This window comes from Pseudoxanthomonas sp. 3HH-4, from assembly GCF_006716465.1.
In the GTDB taxonomy this organism is placed as follows: Bacteria; Pseudomonadota; Gammaproteobacteria; order Xanthomonadales; family Xanthomonadaceae; genus Pseudoxanthomonas_A.
Genome location: NZ_VFPB01000001.1, coordinates 1,316,397 through 1,329,374, shown reverse-complemented (window position 1 = coordinate 1,329,374; position 12,978 = coordinate 1,316,397). Strand labels below are relative to the sequence as shown.

12 protein-coding genes are annotated in these 12,978 nt (G+C 67.8%); 7 read left to right on the top strand and 5 right to left on the bottom strand.

Going from position 1 to position 12,978, the window contains the following annotated elements; genetic code table 11:
• Window positions 1-5 precede the first annotated feature (5 nt).
• Window positions 6-965: an acetyl-CoA carboxylase carboxyltransferase subunit alpha gene (locus FB548_RS06025; RefSeq protein ID WP_142123798.1), complete on the top strand. Its 960-nt coding sequence runs from the start codon at window positions 6-8 to the stop codon at window positions 963-965.
• Window positions 966-1,032: 67 nt separating this feature from the next.
• Here FB548_RS06025 and FB548_RS06020 read toward each other — a convergent pair whose 3' ends face one another.
• Complete coding sequence (locus FB548_RS06020) at window positions 1,033-3,696, bottom strand: di-heme oxidoredictase family protein (RefSeq protein ID WP_185741992.1); 2,664 nt, start codon at window positions 3,694-3,696, stop codon at window positions 1,033-1,035.
• Window positions 3,697-4,125: 429 nt separating this feature from the next.
• On the opposite strand from FB548_RS06020, the gene FB548_RS06015 reads away from it, so the two are divergent.
• Window positions 4,126-4,875 carry a tetratricopeptide repeat protein gene (locus FB548_RS06015; protein WP_142123796.1) on the top strand — a complete coding sequence of 250 codons (750 nt, stop codon included), beginning with the start codon at window positions 4,126-4,128 and terminating at the stop codon, window positions 4,873-4,875.
• A gap of 115 nt (window positions 4,876-4,990) precedes the next feature.
• A complete protein-coding gene (locus FB548_RS06010; RefSeq protein ID WP_142123795.1) occupies window positions 4,991-5,179 on the top strand; it encodes a hypothetical protein in 189 nt (62 codons plus the stop codon).
• 15 nt (window positions 5,180-5,194) lie between these two features.
• Here FB548_RS06010 and FB548_RS06005 read toward each other — a convergent pair whose 3' ends face one another.
• Window positions 5,195-6,139 (bottom strand): GAF domain-containing protein, encoded by a 945-nt coding sequence (locus FB548_RS06005; RefSeq protein ID WP_255470318.1) that lies wholly within the window; start codon window positions 6,137-6,139, stop codon window positions 5,195-5,197.
• Window positions 6,140-6,268: 129 nt separating this feature from the next.
• Here FB548_RS06005 and tilS point away from each other — a divergent pair, with 129 nt between their 5' ends.
• Genes tilS through FB548_RS05990 form a run of 3 tightly spaced genes read left to right on the top strand, consistent with a single transcriptional unit; the run spans window position 6,269 to window position 8,743 of the window.
• Window positions 6,269-7,567 (top strand): tRNA lysidine(34) synthetase TilS, encoded by a 1,299-nt coding sequence (gene tilS, locus FB548_RS06000; RefSeq protein WP_142123793.1) that lies wholly within the window; start codon window positions 6,269-6,271, stop codon window positions 7,565-7,567.
• Between the two features lie 47 nt (window positions 7,568-7,614).
• On the top strand, window positions 7,615-7,875 hold the full coding sequence (locus FB548_RS05995) for an exodeoxyribonuclease VII small subunit (protein ID WP_142123792.1): 261 nt from the start codon (window positions 7,615-7,617) through the stop codon (window positions 7,873-7,875).
• Window positions 7,865-8,743 carry a farnesyl diphosphate synthase gene (locus FB548_RS05990; protein WP_142123791.1) on the top strand — a complete coding sequence of 293 codons (879 nt, stop codon included), beginning with the start codon at window positions 7,865-7,867 and terminating at the stop codon, window positions 8,741-8,743. The genes FB548_RS05995 and FB548_RS05990 overlap by 11 nt, the downstream gene beginning before the upstream one ends.
• Before the next feature lie 73 nt (window positions 8,744-8,816).
• Here the strand turns inward: FB548_RS05990 and FB548_RS05985 are convergent, their stop codons facing one another.
• A complete protein-coding gene (locus FB548_RS05985; RefSeq protein ID WP_142123790.1) occupies window positions 8,817-9,197 on the bottom strand; it encodes a DUF4870 domain-containing protein in 381 nt (126 codons plus the stop codon).
• Between the two features lie 119 nt (window positions 9,198-9,316).
• Complete coding sequence (pmbA, locus tag FB548_RS05980; protein ID WP_142123789.1) at window positions 9,317-10,690, bottom strand: metalloprotease PmbA; 1,374 nt, start codon at window positions 10,688-10,690, stop codon at window positions 9,317-9,319.
• Between the two features lie 98 nt (window positions 10,691-10,788).
• Here pmbA and yjgA point away from each other — a divergent pair, with 98 nt between their 5' ends.
• On the top strand, window positions 10,789-11,346 hold the full coding sequence (yjgA, locus tag FB548_RS05975; protein WP_142123788.1) for a ribosome biogenesis factor YjgA: 558 nt from the start codon (window positions 10,789-10,791) through the stop codon (window positions 11,344-11,346).
• 138 nt (window positions 11,347-11,484) lie between these two features.
• Here yjgA and tldD read toward each other — a convergent pair whose 3' ends face one another.
• Complete coding sequence (gene tldD / locus FB548_RS05970) at window positions 11,485-12,933, bottom strand: metalloprotease TldD (protein ID WP_142123787.1); 1,449 nt, start codon at window positions 12,931-12,933, stop codon at window positions 11,485-11,487.
• Between the last annotated feature and the right edge of the window lie 45 nt (window positions 12,934-12,978).

Genomic DNA, 12,978 nt, shown 5'->3' with positions numbered 1-12,978 from the left:
CGCAGATGAATCCGAACTACCTCGATTTCGAACAGCCCATCGCCGACCTGGAAGCCAAGATCCAGGACCTGCGTACCGCCAGCACCGGCCCGGCGGTGAATGTCGATGCCGAGGTGCACGCGCTGCAGGACAAGCTGCGCATCCGCACCGCGCAGATCTTCCGCGACCTGTCTCCGTGGCAGGTCTCGCAGCTGGCCCGCCACCCGGCGCGCCCGTACACGCTGGACTACATCAAGGTGTTCTGCGACGAGTTCCAGGAACTCGCTGGCGATCGTGCCTTCGCCGACGACAGTGCCATCGTCGGCGGCCTGGGCCGCATCGACGGCCGCAGTGTGATGATCATCGGCCACCAGAAGGGCCGCGACACCAAGAGCAAGATCGCCCGCAATTTCGGCATGCCCCGCCCCGAGGGCTACCGCAAGGCGCTGCGGCTGATGAAGATGGCCGAGCGCTTCAAGCTGCCGCTGCTGACCTTCATCGATACGCCCGGCGCCTACCCCGGCGTGGGTGCGGAAGAGCGCGGCCAGTCCGAAGCCATCGCGCGCAACCTGATGGAGATGGCCGAACTGAAGATCCCGATCATCTGCACGGTGATCGGCGAAGGCGGCAGCGGCGGCGCGCTCGCGATCGGCGTCGGCGACCGCACGCTGATGCTGGAGTACGGCACCTATTCGGTGATCTCGCCGGAAGGCTGCGCGTCGATCCTGTGGAAGGACGCCGCCAAGGCCAAGGACGCCGCCGAACAGCTCGGCCTGACCGCCAAGCGCCTGCACGGACTCGGCCTGGTCGACAAGGTCGTGCGCGAGCCCATCGGCGGCGCGCACCGCAATCCCCGCCAGATGGCGGTGCGCCTGAAAGCAGTGCTGCTCAACGAACTGGATGCGCTGGAGCAGTTGCCGGTTGAACAGCTCCTGCAGAAACGTTACGAGCGCCTGCGCGGCTACGGCGCGTACGAAGCCGCCTGAGCGGTCCGCCCTGCGTTCCACTGAAGCGCCGGCAGACCCGGCGCTTTCTTATTTCGTTCGCTCGCGTTCAGAGCGACCTGAGGAAATCCACCAGCGCGCGACGGTCCTCGGCACTCATCGCCTCGAAGCGCTGCTTCGCAGACGTGCCCTGGCCGCCGTGCCAGAGCACCGCTTCCTCGAGCGTGGCGGCGCGACCGTCATGCAGGTAGCGCACGTTCGGATCTATTGCCGCTGCCAGGCCCAGACCCCATAACGGCGCGGTGCGCCATTCGCGAGCGGTGGCGCGGCCTTCGACATAGGTATCGGCCAGGTCGGGTCCCATGTCGTGCAGCAGCAGGTCGGTGTACGGCCGGATGGTCTGGTAGCGCAGTTCGACGAACCGGTGATGGCCCGTGCGCAACTCCGGCGCGTGGCAGGTACTGCAACGGGCGGCTTCGAACAGTTGTGCGCCGCGCTTGACGCGCAGTTGCCGGGCGCGCGCCTGCGCATCCTGCTCCAGCGGGTTCTCGAAGTCCCGTTTCGGCGGCACGCCCAGCAGGCTCAGGTAGAGCGTGGTCTGGTGGATGTCGGCAGCGGTCAGCTTTGCGCTGCCACTGTTGACCTGCGCGCAGGCCGTGCCCTGGCTGCCACGTGCACATTCCAGCGACAACATCAGCGGCGAAGTGACGCCCATGTCGATGTTGAACGCCAGCGAGGTCTGCTGTTCCAGCGTGGCGGCGGCGGCCTTCCAGCCGAAGCGCCCCACGCGACTGATACCGGCGTCGCGCGGATCGGCCACGATCTGCAGCCGGCCGGCCACGCCGTCCGGATCGCCCTGTTGCGCCAGCACAAGGCGTTCGAGCTGTTGTTCGGGCACTGCTTCCAGCAGGCCCAGCCCTGTCAGCGATGGCGCCACGCGTACCGACAAGGCGCTGGGCAACGCCAGCGGCTGGCCGGCACGGTCGCGCAGGGTGTAGTTCGGCCGGCGCAGCACGAAGCCGGTGCCATCGGCGTAGCGACCCGGCAGTTCCGTGTAACCGGTGAGCACCAGCTCGGCTTCACGCCCGTCCACGTTGGCCCCGGCCTCGCGATAGACGCCCTGCTGCAGGCGCAGGCCGAAGCGCGCATCCGGTGCCTGCGTGCCTGCGCCGGCTACGCCGACGAACACGCCCAGCCGGTCCAGGGGCGCACCGACGCCGGGTGAACTGCGTCCATTGCCCGCATGACAGTCCACGCAGCGCGTCTGCGAGAACCGGGGCGCGGTCTTGCCCGCATGCGCGGCGAACACCGTGTTGCTTTCTTCCGAATGGCGGCCGCTCGCGAACGAGGTATGGATCAGCCGGCGCCCTTCCGCCCATGGCTGCATGTTGTAGCCGGCGATGTTGTGCGACGCCTGCTGCAGCATGCGGAACGGCTCGCTGGAGGTGTCCTCGTGCAGCGTCATCCACGGCCCGGCGCTGAGCGCTTCTGCCGGCATGGCCAGCGAGTCCAGCGGACGTTGCACGCCGTAGCCTGGCCCACGGAACCAGGACACGATGCCCTGCGACCCCGCACGGTAGACGAGTGCCTCGGCGTAGTAGTTGAAGCGGCCGATGAGATCCGGATTGCCCGCCAGGAAGATGCCCAGTTCGAACTCCACCAGGTCGCCCTTGCGCAAAGGCCGATGGGCGTCGTTGGCGGCCGTGCGGATCTCCTTCACCAATACGAAGGCATTGCCCGGCGTGCCGGCCGGCGGGGTGTAGTTGGCGTTGGGATCCTGCCCGAGTTGCGCGTAGTTCGCGATCGGCGTCTGCGCCGCGACGCCACCGGGCAACAGCTTCATGCCGCCGTTGTCGGCATACAGCGCGACCGAAGTGGGTTCCAGCGGATCCTCGCTGCGGCGCCCGATGTATCCATGGCGGAAATTGGTGCCGTACCAGTAGTGCTGCGGCTTGACGAGGATGGTCAGGATGCGCTGCTCACCGGACGTGCCGGGCACCGCATCGTCGTGGATCACGATCTCGTGCGTGCGCCGCTCGAAGTACTGGGGCGGAAAAACCTGGTAGCTGTCGTCGACGATGGGCTCGCGCGCGTGACGGTCGCGCACGCGGCCGCCCACATGGGTGACCAGCGTGCCGTCGTCCTGGGTGTACTGGATGGGGTCGGCATCGTCGGACCATAGCAACGGCTGGTAGCTCGCGGAAGGCGGCACCTGTGGAGGCGGCGGAATCAACGGATGCGATCCGTTCTGGTGCACCGGCTGCGGTTCGCCAACGGCCAGGTGGAACTGCTGCGCGGGCACCGCAGCGCACGCGATCTGCTCGATGGAGGCCCCGGCGGTCGTCGAAGCGCCCACGATGCCGATGCACTTGCCGCTGTTGACGTTGACGATCCGGTAGCGGTCGCCGGTGTCGACGCGCTGCAGGCGGAAGCGTTGCGCGCCGCTGCCGTTGTCGTCCCATTGCTGCACGATGACGTGGTCGGCGCCCGAGCCCGCGGGAATGTCGGCCGACTTCTGCGTGTGCAGGTTGCGCAGGCGGTACTGGCCGGCCGCCGTCTCGGCGATGTCGAAGAACTGCCGGTGCAGCGTGCCCTCACAGGCGGCCTGCACCAGCGGCGTGCCGTTGGCGGTGCTGCCGTCGCGGACCTCGATGCACAACCCGCTCAGCACGCTGGCGATGCGGTAGCGGCCCGGCGGTACCGGATCGACGTTGATGTTCTGGGGTGGCGCGGCCTGCGCCTTGGCGGCAACGACCGCAGCTCTCTGGTTCATCGCCTGACTGTACGGGGATCCCGAAGTGGATCGCGCGGTGCTCCAGAAAGGGGTATCACGCGCTTCATCGGGCTGCGCGGAGCAAGCCGCCAGCGACATCGAGGCCAACACAATGAGCGACGCCAGCACTCGGCGATGCAGGAAGACTGCAGGACAGGGGCGATGCATCGGGATACCGATTCCTTGGGGACGCGTGGGGAACGTCGGCGGCGCCACGGCGTCTCTCCCCGAGACGCGGCGGCACGCCATCCAATGGCAGGACGCGGCATCGTCGCAGAGGCATAGCCATGCCGCTGTGACCGATGCCGCACAACCCGCCGGCCCGCACGCGGGTGGCCGCGGTCGTTTCAACGTTCCCTGCCACCGGCTGGCGCAGGCCACGTGGATGACGGATGCTTGGCGTTCCGCCGACGGCGCCGCGCTACCCGCATGAGTCCACTCCTCCTGCTCTCCTTCGCTCTCCAGATCGCCTGCTGCGTGCACGTGGTGCGCACCGGAAGACCGCTCTACTGGGTCTTCATCCTGCTGGTGTTCTCCTTTATCGCGGTGATCGTGTACTTCATCGCCGAGATCCTGCCGGACCTGCGGCACAACCCCTCGGCGCGGCGCACGGTGCGCAACGTGCGGAACCGGATCGATCCCGAGCGCGACCGCCGCGACGCAGCCAAGTTGCTGAAGGCCGCGGATACCCCGGAGAACCGTCGCCGACTGGCGGAAGAAAGCCTGCGCAGCGGCGATTACACGCACGCCGCAGAACTGTACGAGCAGGCGCTCAAAGGCCTGTATGCCACCGATCCGGACCTGATGCTGGGACTGGCGAAGGCGCAGTTCGGCATGGGCGACGCGCATAAGGCGCGCGATACGCTGGATGCACTGATCACCGCCAACCCGGGTTTCCGATCCGCCGACGGCCACCTGCTGTACGCGCGTGCCGTGGAGGACACAGCCGATGCGGCCGCCGCCATCCACGAGTACGAAGCCGTGGTACAGGGCTATCCCGGTGAGGAAGCCCGCGCCCGCTTCGGCCTGCTGCTGAAGCGGCATGGAGATCAGGCGCGCGCACGCGCGGTGTTCCAGGAGATCCTCGATCGGTCCGACGCGGCGCCACGCTACTACCGTCGCGAGCAGCAAGACTGGATCGCCGTGGCGAAGCGCGAACTCGCGACGCTCCAGGATTAGCCTGGCCCGCGCGATGCGACGGACGGTTGATCGCGATCAATGCCGGGGGACGATGGACACGCGATGATGCAGGCAGTGATCGGCGCATCGCCGGTCCGCGCGCAGGAGGGTGGCCATGGACCTGCTTTCGTTGCCCTGGTGGCTGCTGCCCACCGTACTCTTCGTGCTGCCCGTGCTGGTGGCGCTGGCGGTGAACCGCTGGCGCTTCCACCGCACCGGCGTCAGCCAGCATCTCGTGCTGGGCCTGTTCGTGGGTGCCTGCTGGATCGCCGCGCTCATCGTCATCCTGCAGCAACTCCGATGAGCATCCGGCGCCCTCTCATGCCGCCTCGCGACGATCCGCAAGCGCGTCCTTCCGCAGGCTGAGGTCTTCCTCCGCGCGCAGGTAAACGTGCAACAACGCCTCGTCGGCCGGAGAAGCCGACGCCGTGCCCGCCAGCAATTCGATCCCGTGCCGCTGCCGCGCGGCCTGTGCGGCGTTGCGCAGCGCTTCGATCCTCGTCTCCGTGCCGGCCCCCTTCAGCAGGACGACGAACTCGGCGCTGTCGGTGACGCGACTGACATGGTCGCCAAGGTCGTGGCGCACGCAGGCGTCGAAGAGGGATGCAAGTTCCTGCAGGGTCTTTTCCAGCGTGCGTTCGCCCAGCCGGCGAGCCGCCTCGGCCATGCCCTGTGCTTCCACGATCACCACGCACCATGGCTCACTCGGCGCCACGGACGCCTCGCCATGACCCTGCAGCGCCACCACCACCTGGGTTTCGTGATGCATGCGATGGGAGTCCAGCAGCGCGACGGTGATCCGTGCGAGCGCCCGCAACGAAGCCTTCTGCTGGTTGCTCAGGCGGCGCGGGTGGGTGTCCACCACGCATACCGTGCCCAATGCCTCGCCCGTGCCGGCCACCAGCGGCATACCAGCATAGAACCTCGCCTTGACATCGCCTGTGACGATGGGGAAATCGGCGAAGCGCTGGTCTTCGCTCAGGTCGGATATCTCGAGCAGTTCATCCGGTTGCCGGATGGCGTGGTCGCACACCGCAGTGTCGCGGGTGGTTTCATGGTCATCCAGGCCGATGCGCGCCTTGAACCACTGGCGGTCGCGGTCGATCAGCGACACGACAGCGATGGGCGTGCCGCAGATCGCGGCAGCCAGCCCCACCAGATCGTCATAGGCCGTGCCGGGGAGGGTATCGACGGCATGGTAGCGATCCAGCGCATGTTGGCGCCGACGTTCGTTGTCGCGGGTGTCGGTGGAAGATGGATTCACGGCGGGTCCTCGTGTGGATGCGTGGACATGGTCGACGCGCACCGGTTCAGATCCCGTCAACGGCAGCGGAAATCGCAACATCCATCACATTGTGCTGCAAGCCGCACGCATCGTCGCTAGCATGCGTGCATGGATCCCGCGCCATCGCCCCTGCCCCTGTTGCCCGCACGCGCCGAGAGCCGCGTATGGGTCGCATTGAGTGGTGGACTGGATTCGACGGCATTGCTGCACCGGCTGGCCCACGACGCATGGCATCGTCGCCACGGGCTTGCGGCGATCCACGTGCACCATGGCCTGCAGCTCGACGCCGACGCGTGGGCAGCGCATTGTTCGGCGCTGTGCGCCGCGCTGGACGTCCCGCTGCAGGTACGGCATGTTCGGGTGGACACCACGCGCGGCGAGGGAACCGAAGCCGCCGCGCGGCGCGCGCGACAGCAGGTGTTCGCCTCTGTCATGGGTGCCGGCGATATCCTCGCCACGGCGCATCACCGCCAGGACCAGGCGGAAACCTTCCTGTTGCGCGCACTGCGTGCCTCCGGTCCCGATGGACTGGCGGCCATGCGGCCGTGGCGCGCCTTTGGTCCGGGTTGGCAATGGCGTCCGCTGCTGGAAACGCAGCGCGAGGCGCTGCTGGCATACGCCGACAGGTTCGCGCTGGAATGGATCGAGGATCCCAGCAACGCGCACACCGACTTCGACCGCAACTTCCTGCGCCACGAGATCCTTCCTCTGTTGCGGCAGCGCTGGCCGCACGCGGACGCGGCCTTCGCACGCAGCGCGGTGCTCAGCGCTGAAACCGTCGAACTGCTGGAGCCACTGGACGGGCAGCTCCTGGCGGCCGCCGCTACGGCGGATCCCGCCGCCTTGAACGTCGCGCCGCTGCGCGCAGCCGGCCCCACACAGCGTGCACGCGCGCTTCGACGCTGGATCGACAGGCTTTCCCTGCCGCCACTCCCGGCCGAAGGCGTGGCGCAGATCGAGGCGCACCTGCTGGACTCTCGGGCGGACGCGCAGGCGGAGTTCGCCTGGCAAGGCGCGATCGTGCGGCGCTGGCGTGGCCTGCTTCACGCCGAACGACAGCGCCCCACCTTGCCCGTGAACTGGCAGACCCCGTGGGATGGAATGGCACCGATCCTGTTGCCCGATGGCGGCACGCTGTCGCTGGAGGGCACACGCGACGGCTTCGGGGCCCCACTGCGGCTGACGGCCCGCCAGGGCGGCGAACGCATCGCGCTGCCGGGCCGTTCGCACCGGCATGCGCTGAAGGACGTGCTGCAATCGCTCGGCATTCCGCCGTGGGAACGCCGGCAGCTTCCGCTCGCGTGGCTGGGCGACCGCCTGTGGGCGGCAGGCGACGTGGCGCTGTCGGCCGAATGCGATGCCTGGCTGCGTGCGCACAGCGCCCGCCTCGTCTGGCAACGCGGCTGAATCGACGTCGCGTTGACCTGACCGCCACCGATCCCCACACTTGCGACATGGCAAAGAAAACTTCCCCTGACGCCTCGCCCGTCGCCCACTTCGAGCAGTCGCTGGACGAACTCGAACAACTGGTCGAGAAGATGGAACACGGCGACCTGAGCCTGGAAGCATCGCTCGCAGCTTACGAGCGCGGCGTGGGCCTGTACCGGCAATGCCAGGCGGCGCTTGAGCAGGCCGAACTGCGCGTGCGGTTGTTGAGTGATCCGGAACAGCCCGGAGACGGCGAACCATTCGCTCCCGCGCCCGATGGCCGCTGATCCCCGCTTCGCCGCCTGGGCGGCGGGCCTGGAAACCCATCTCGACCACGTACTGCCGGCGGCCGCTGCGGCGCCGCAGCGCCTGCACGCCGCCATGCGCCATGCCGTGCTCGGGGGCGGCAAGCGCATGCGGGCCTTGCTCGTTTACGCCAGCGGCACGCTGCTGCGGGCGGATGAAGCCACGCTGCAGGCGCCCGCCGCCGCGGTCGAACTGATCCACGCCTATTCACTGGTGCATGACGACCTGCCGGCGATGGACGACGACGACCTGCGTCGCGGCAAACCCACCGTGCACATCGCGTTCGACGAAGCCACCGCCATCCTCGCTGGCGATGCCCTGCAGACACTGGCGTTCGAACTCCTGGCATGCGCCGATGCACCCGCCCTGCTGCGCGTGGACTGGCTGGCCACGCTCTCGCGTGCTTCCGGCGCCGCCGGCATGTGCGGTGGGCAGGCGCTGGACATCGACGCCACCGGTACGCAGCAGACGCTGCACGCGCTCCAGCGCATGCACGCACTGAAGACCGGCGCGCTGATCCGCGCTTCAGTGCGGATGGGCGCGCAGGCCGGCGCCGCCGACACGGGAACGCTCGCGCGCCTGGATGATTTCGCCACCGCGCTGGGCCTCGCATTCCAGGTGCGCGACGACATCCTCGACATCGAAGCCAGTTCCGAACAGCTGGGCAAGACCGCCGGCAAGGATGTGGCCCAAGCCAAGTCGACCTATCCCGCACTGCTGGGCATGGACGGTGCGAAAGCCAAGCTGGAGGAACTGGCTGCCGCGATGCGCGATGCGCTGGTGGGCTATGACGCGCGTGCCGATGCGCTGCACGCACTCGGCGAACTGGCGGTCCGTCGCGCGCATTGACCTGCTCGGCCTGCCGGCGCGAAAAGAAAAAGCCCGGCATTGCCGGGCTTTTTCATGCGACGTTGAGCGCGCTTTACTTGATCAGGCGCAGCGCGAACGGGTAGCGATACGCTTCGCCGTTGTTGGCCTTCACGCCAGCGATGATCGACAGCACCAGCGCGGCGATGCCGATCAGCGGCATCAGCAGCAGGCCGATCAGGACGAACGCCAGGATCCACGAGATCACGAACGCGATGAACACCGTGATCTGGAAGTTCAACGCTTCCTTGGACTGGTCGGTGACGAAGCCCTTGGAGGCGTCATCCTTGCTGATCAGCCAGATGATCAGCGCGCCGATCGGCCCGGTGACGATGCCCAGCAGGTGGGACAGCAGCGCCATGGTGCGCTGGTCCTGCGGTGCGTCGCCCGCGGTCGGCGGCGGAGGCGGTGCGGTGACGTTGTCGAATTCGCTCATCTGGTGGATCCCCGAAATGGTGAGGTGGGCGGTCGAGCGCTGCGATCCCCCGCAGCACTCCGCGTGTCAAGCATAACGGGTAACGGCGTCACCGTCGGCCACGTGGTGGCCGATGAGCGTCATTCGCCCGCCACGGTCATCCGGCCGACCAGGATCGACCCGACGCCGACATGGGACCGGCGGTCCACATCGCGACCCACGGCCTCGATGCCGGCGAAGATGGCCTTGAGGTTGCCGGCGATGGTGATGCCGTCGACCGGGTACGCGAGTGCGCCATTTTCCACCCAGAAGCCTGCCGCGCCGCGCGAATAGTCGCCCGTCACAGCGTTCACGCCCTGCCCCATCAGCTCGGTGACCAGCAGGCCGGTGCGCATGCCGGCGAGCAGGTCGTCGAAACCTCCCGCGTTCGCCTTCACCTGCAGGTTGTGCACGCCGCCGGCATTGCCGGTGGTCTGCAGGCCGAGCTTGCGCGCCGAATAGCTGCCCAGCACGTAACGCTCGAGCACGCCATTGCGGATCAGGTGCGAACGCTTCGTCGCCACGCCTTCTGCATCGAAGGCCGAAGAGCGCAGGCCATGCGGCAGCAAGGGAAGCTCCTCGATGTCGAACCAGTCGGGAAAGATCCGCTGGCCCGCATGGTCGAGGAGGAAACTCGCGCGCCGGTACAGCGCACCACCGGAAACGGCACCCAGCAGGTGGCCGATCAGCGAACGCGCCACCTCAGCAGAGAAGAGCACGGGGTGCTCGCCGGTCGCCAGCGAGCGCGGCTGCAGGCGCGCCACCGTCCTCTCAGCGGCCTTGCGGCCGATGGCCGCAGGGTCCTCGAGTTCCAGGTGCGACAGCGCCGTGCTGTACCAGCCATCCCGCTGCATGCCATCGCCCTGCCCCGCGATCAGCGCGCAGCCGATGGTGTGCTGGGTATCGCGCTCGCGGCCGATGAAGCCGTGCGAATTCGCGTAGACGGACAGGCTTTCGCCGCTTCCGATGGATGCGCCGTCAGAGTTCTCGATGCGCGCGTCCGCCTCGCGCCCGGCCGCCTCGCAGGCCAACGCCAGATCCACGGCACGGTCCATGTCGAGCGCCCAGGGATGCCAGACGTCGAGATCGGGGAACGCGCCATCCGCCTGCGGGCGCGCCATCAGCACGGCATCGGCAAGGCCGGCCGCTTCGTCGTCCTCGGTGTAGCGGGCGATGGCGCAGGCCTGCGCGACCGTGGCTTCCAGGCTCTCCTCGCGCAGGTCGGCCGTACTGGCACTGCCCTTGCGCTGTCCGAAGTAGACCGTCACGCCGATGCCGCGGTCGCGGGTGGATTCTACGGTTTCCACATCGCCCAGGCGTACGCTGACGTTGAGTCCGGTTTCTTCGCTGCAGCTCACCTCGGCCTGGGTGGCGCCCAGCGCCTTGGCGCGTTCGAGAAGACGCTGCGACAGCAGCTCCAGGCGTTCCAGTCGGGCCAGGCTGTCGTCGGCGGAAGTCAGGGCGATGGCGTTCAATGCTTTATCCTTGTGTCCTGTGATCCGCGCCCGGGCGCCGGATCGGTATTGGATCAGGCTTCCACGCGATGCGGCGGAAGCGAAAGAGAGGCTCCACGATGCGCGGACGCGACCCCGAAACCGGCGAATTCCTCGGCCCCAGCCGCACCCAGCAACGGGGCGAGGCGCTGGAGATCCGCAGCCTTGCCGAGAAACTGGTGGCGCTGCCGTCCGCGCAACTGGCGCGCCTGCCGATTCCCGAAGACCTGATGCCGCACATCGTCGAGACGCAGCGCATCACCTCGCACATCGCCCACAAGCGCCAGCTGCAGTTCCTGGCCAAGCAGATGCGGCGCGAGGACGACGAGGTACTGGAAGCGATCCGCGACGCGATGGACGAAGGCGGCGATGCCGCGCGCCGCGAAACCGCCCTGCTGCACCGCGCGGAACAGTGGCGCGACCGCCTGCTGGCCGGTGGTGACGAGGCGCTGGCGGACCTGCTGGAAGAGTTCCCCACGGCCGACCGGCAGAAGCTTCGGCAACTTGTGCGCAACGCCGTGGACGAAAAGACCAAGAACAAACCGCCACGCGCGTTCCGCGAACTGTTCCGCGAAGTGCGTGAGCTGCTGGCCGAAGCCGGCAGTGCGCAGGACGACGAGGAAGACGAAGCGACGTAGCCCCTCTCCCATCGGGAGAGGGGTTGGGGTGAGGGGCGACGAAAGTCGAGACGCATCAAACATCGTGACTCCGCTCGCCCCTCATCCGGCGCTTCGCGCCACCTTCTCCCGAAGGGAGAAGGACATGCGCGCACTGACTCACGCCTTCGTCCCACCCACCGTCAATCCTTCGATCAGCAGCGACGGCTGGCCCACGCCCACCGGCACGCTCTGGCCGTCCTTGCCGCAGACGCCGACACCTTGGTCCAGCGCCAGGTCGTGGCCGACCATCTTCACCTTCTGCATGGTTTCCGGGCCGTTGCCGATCAGGGTGGCCCCCTTTACCGGGGCCGTGATGCGGCCGTCCTCGATCAGGTAGGCCTCGGTGGCGGAGAACACGTATTTGCCGCTGGTGATGTCGACCTGGCCGCCGCCGAAGTTGACCGCGTACAGGCCCTTCTTCACCGATCGGATCATGTCCTCCGGGTCGTCCTGCCCGGCCAGCATGTAGGTGTTGGTCATGCGCGGCATCGGCAGGTGCGCGAACGATTCGCGCCGGCCGTTTCCGGTGGGCGCCACGCCCATCAGGCGTGCGTTGTGGGTGTCCTGCATGTAACCCACCAGCACACCGTCCTCGATCAGTGTGGTGCAGTTTGTCGGCGTGCCTTCGTCATCGATGTTCAGCGAGCCGCGACGGCCCGGCAGCGTGCCGTCGTCGACGATGGTGACGCCCTTCGATGCGACCTGCTGGCCGATCCTGCCCGCATAGACGCTGGTGCCCTTGCGGTTGAAGTCGCCTTCCAGTCCATGCCCGACCGCTTCGTGCAGCAGCACGCCCGGCCAGCCGCTCCCCAGCACCACCGGCATCACGCCGGCGGGCGCGTCGATGGCGTCAAGATTCACCAGTGCCTGACGCAATGCCTCGCGCGCGAGATCTTCCGGTTTGCCGTCGGCAAACAGTTCCGCATAACCGTAACGTCCGCCCATGCCGGCATAACCGGACTCGCGGCGGCCGTTATGTTCGACGATCACCTGCACGTTCAAGCGCACCAGCGGACGCACGTCGGACGCCAGCACGCCGTCGCTGCGTGCGACCAGCACGGTGTCGATGCCGCCGGCCAGGCTGACGGTGACCTGTTGCACGCGCGAATCGGCGGCGCGCAGGAAACGGTCCACCGCACGCAATGCCTCGACCTTGGCATCGTTGCCCATCGCATCGATGGGATCATCGCCGGCATACAGCGCGCGGCCGCCACTGCGCACCAGCGTGCGTGGTGAATGCGCGGCGCCGTCGCGGGCGATGGCGCGCGCAGATTTCGACGCATCGAGCAATGCCTGTGCATTGATGTCATCGGAGTAGGCAAAACCGGTCTTTTCGCCCGAGATCGCGCGCACCCCGACACCCTGTTCGATGGAATGCGCGCCGTCCTTGACGATGCCGTCCTCGACCGTCCAGCTCTCGCGGCGGGCATGCTGGAAATACAGGTCGCCGAAATCGATGCCCGGCCCCAGCAAGGTACTGAAGGCGCGATCCAAGCCGGACGGGTCCAGGCCAGCGGGAAGAAGGAGACGGGTTTCGGCGAGCGTGATCGGCAGGGTCATGGTCATCACAATGGGGGCGAAAATCGCTGCCGGCAAGGACGCCCTCGCCGA

Bases quoted from the DNA above. Each gene is read 5' to 3' on its own strand.
- FB548_RS06025 (WP_142123798.1), top strand. From the start codon at position 6: ATGAATCCGAACTACCTCGATTTCGAACAGCCCATCGCCGACCTGGAA.
- FB548_RS06020 (WP_185741992.1), bottom strand. From the start codon at position 3,696: ATGAACCAGAGAGCTGCGGTCGTTGCCGCCAAGGCGCAGGCCGCGCCA.
- FB548_RS06015 (WP_142123796.1), top strand. From the start codon at position 4,126: ATGAGTCCACTCCTCCTGCTCTCCTTCGCTCTCCAGATCGCCTGCTGC.
- FB548_RS06010 (WP_142123795.1), top strand. From the start codon at position 4,991: ATGGACCTGCTTTCGTTGCCCTGGTGGCTGCTGCCCACCGTACTCTTC.
- tilS (WP_142123793.1), top strand. From the start codon at position 6,269: ATGGATCCCGCGCCATCGCCCCTGCCCCTGTTGCCCGCACGCGCCGAG.
- FB548_RS05995 (WP_142123792.1), top strand. From the start codon at position 7,615: ATGGCAAAGAAAACTTCCCCTGACGCCTCGCCCGTCGCCCACTTCGAG.
- FB548_RS05990 (WP_142123791.1), top strand. From the start codon at position 7,865: ATGGCCGCTGATCCCCGCTTCGCCGCCTGGGCGGCGGGCCTGGAAACC.
- FB548_RS05985 (WP_142123790.1), bottom strand. From the start codon at position 9,197: ATGAGCGAATTCGACAACGTCACCGCACCGCCTCCGCCGCCGACCGCG.
- yjgA (WP_142123788.1), top strand. From the start codon at position 10,789: ATGCGCGGACGCGACCCCGAAACCGGCGAATTCCTCGGCCCCAGCCGC.
- tldD (WP_142123787.1), bottom strand. From the start codon at position 12,933: ATGACCATGACCCTGCCGATCACGCTCGCCGAAACCCGTCTCCTTCTT.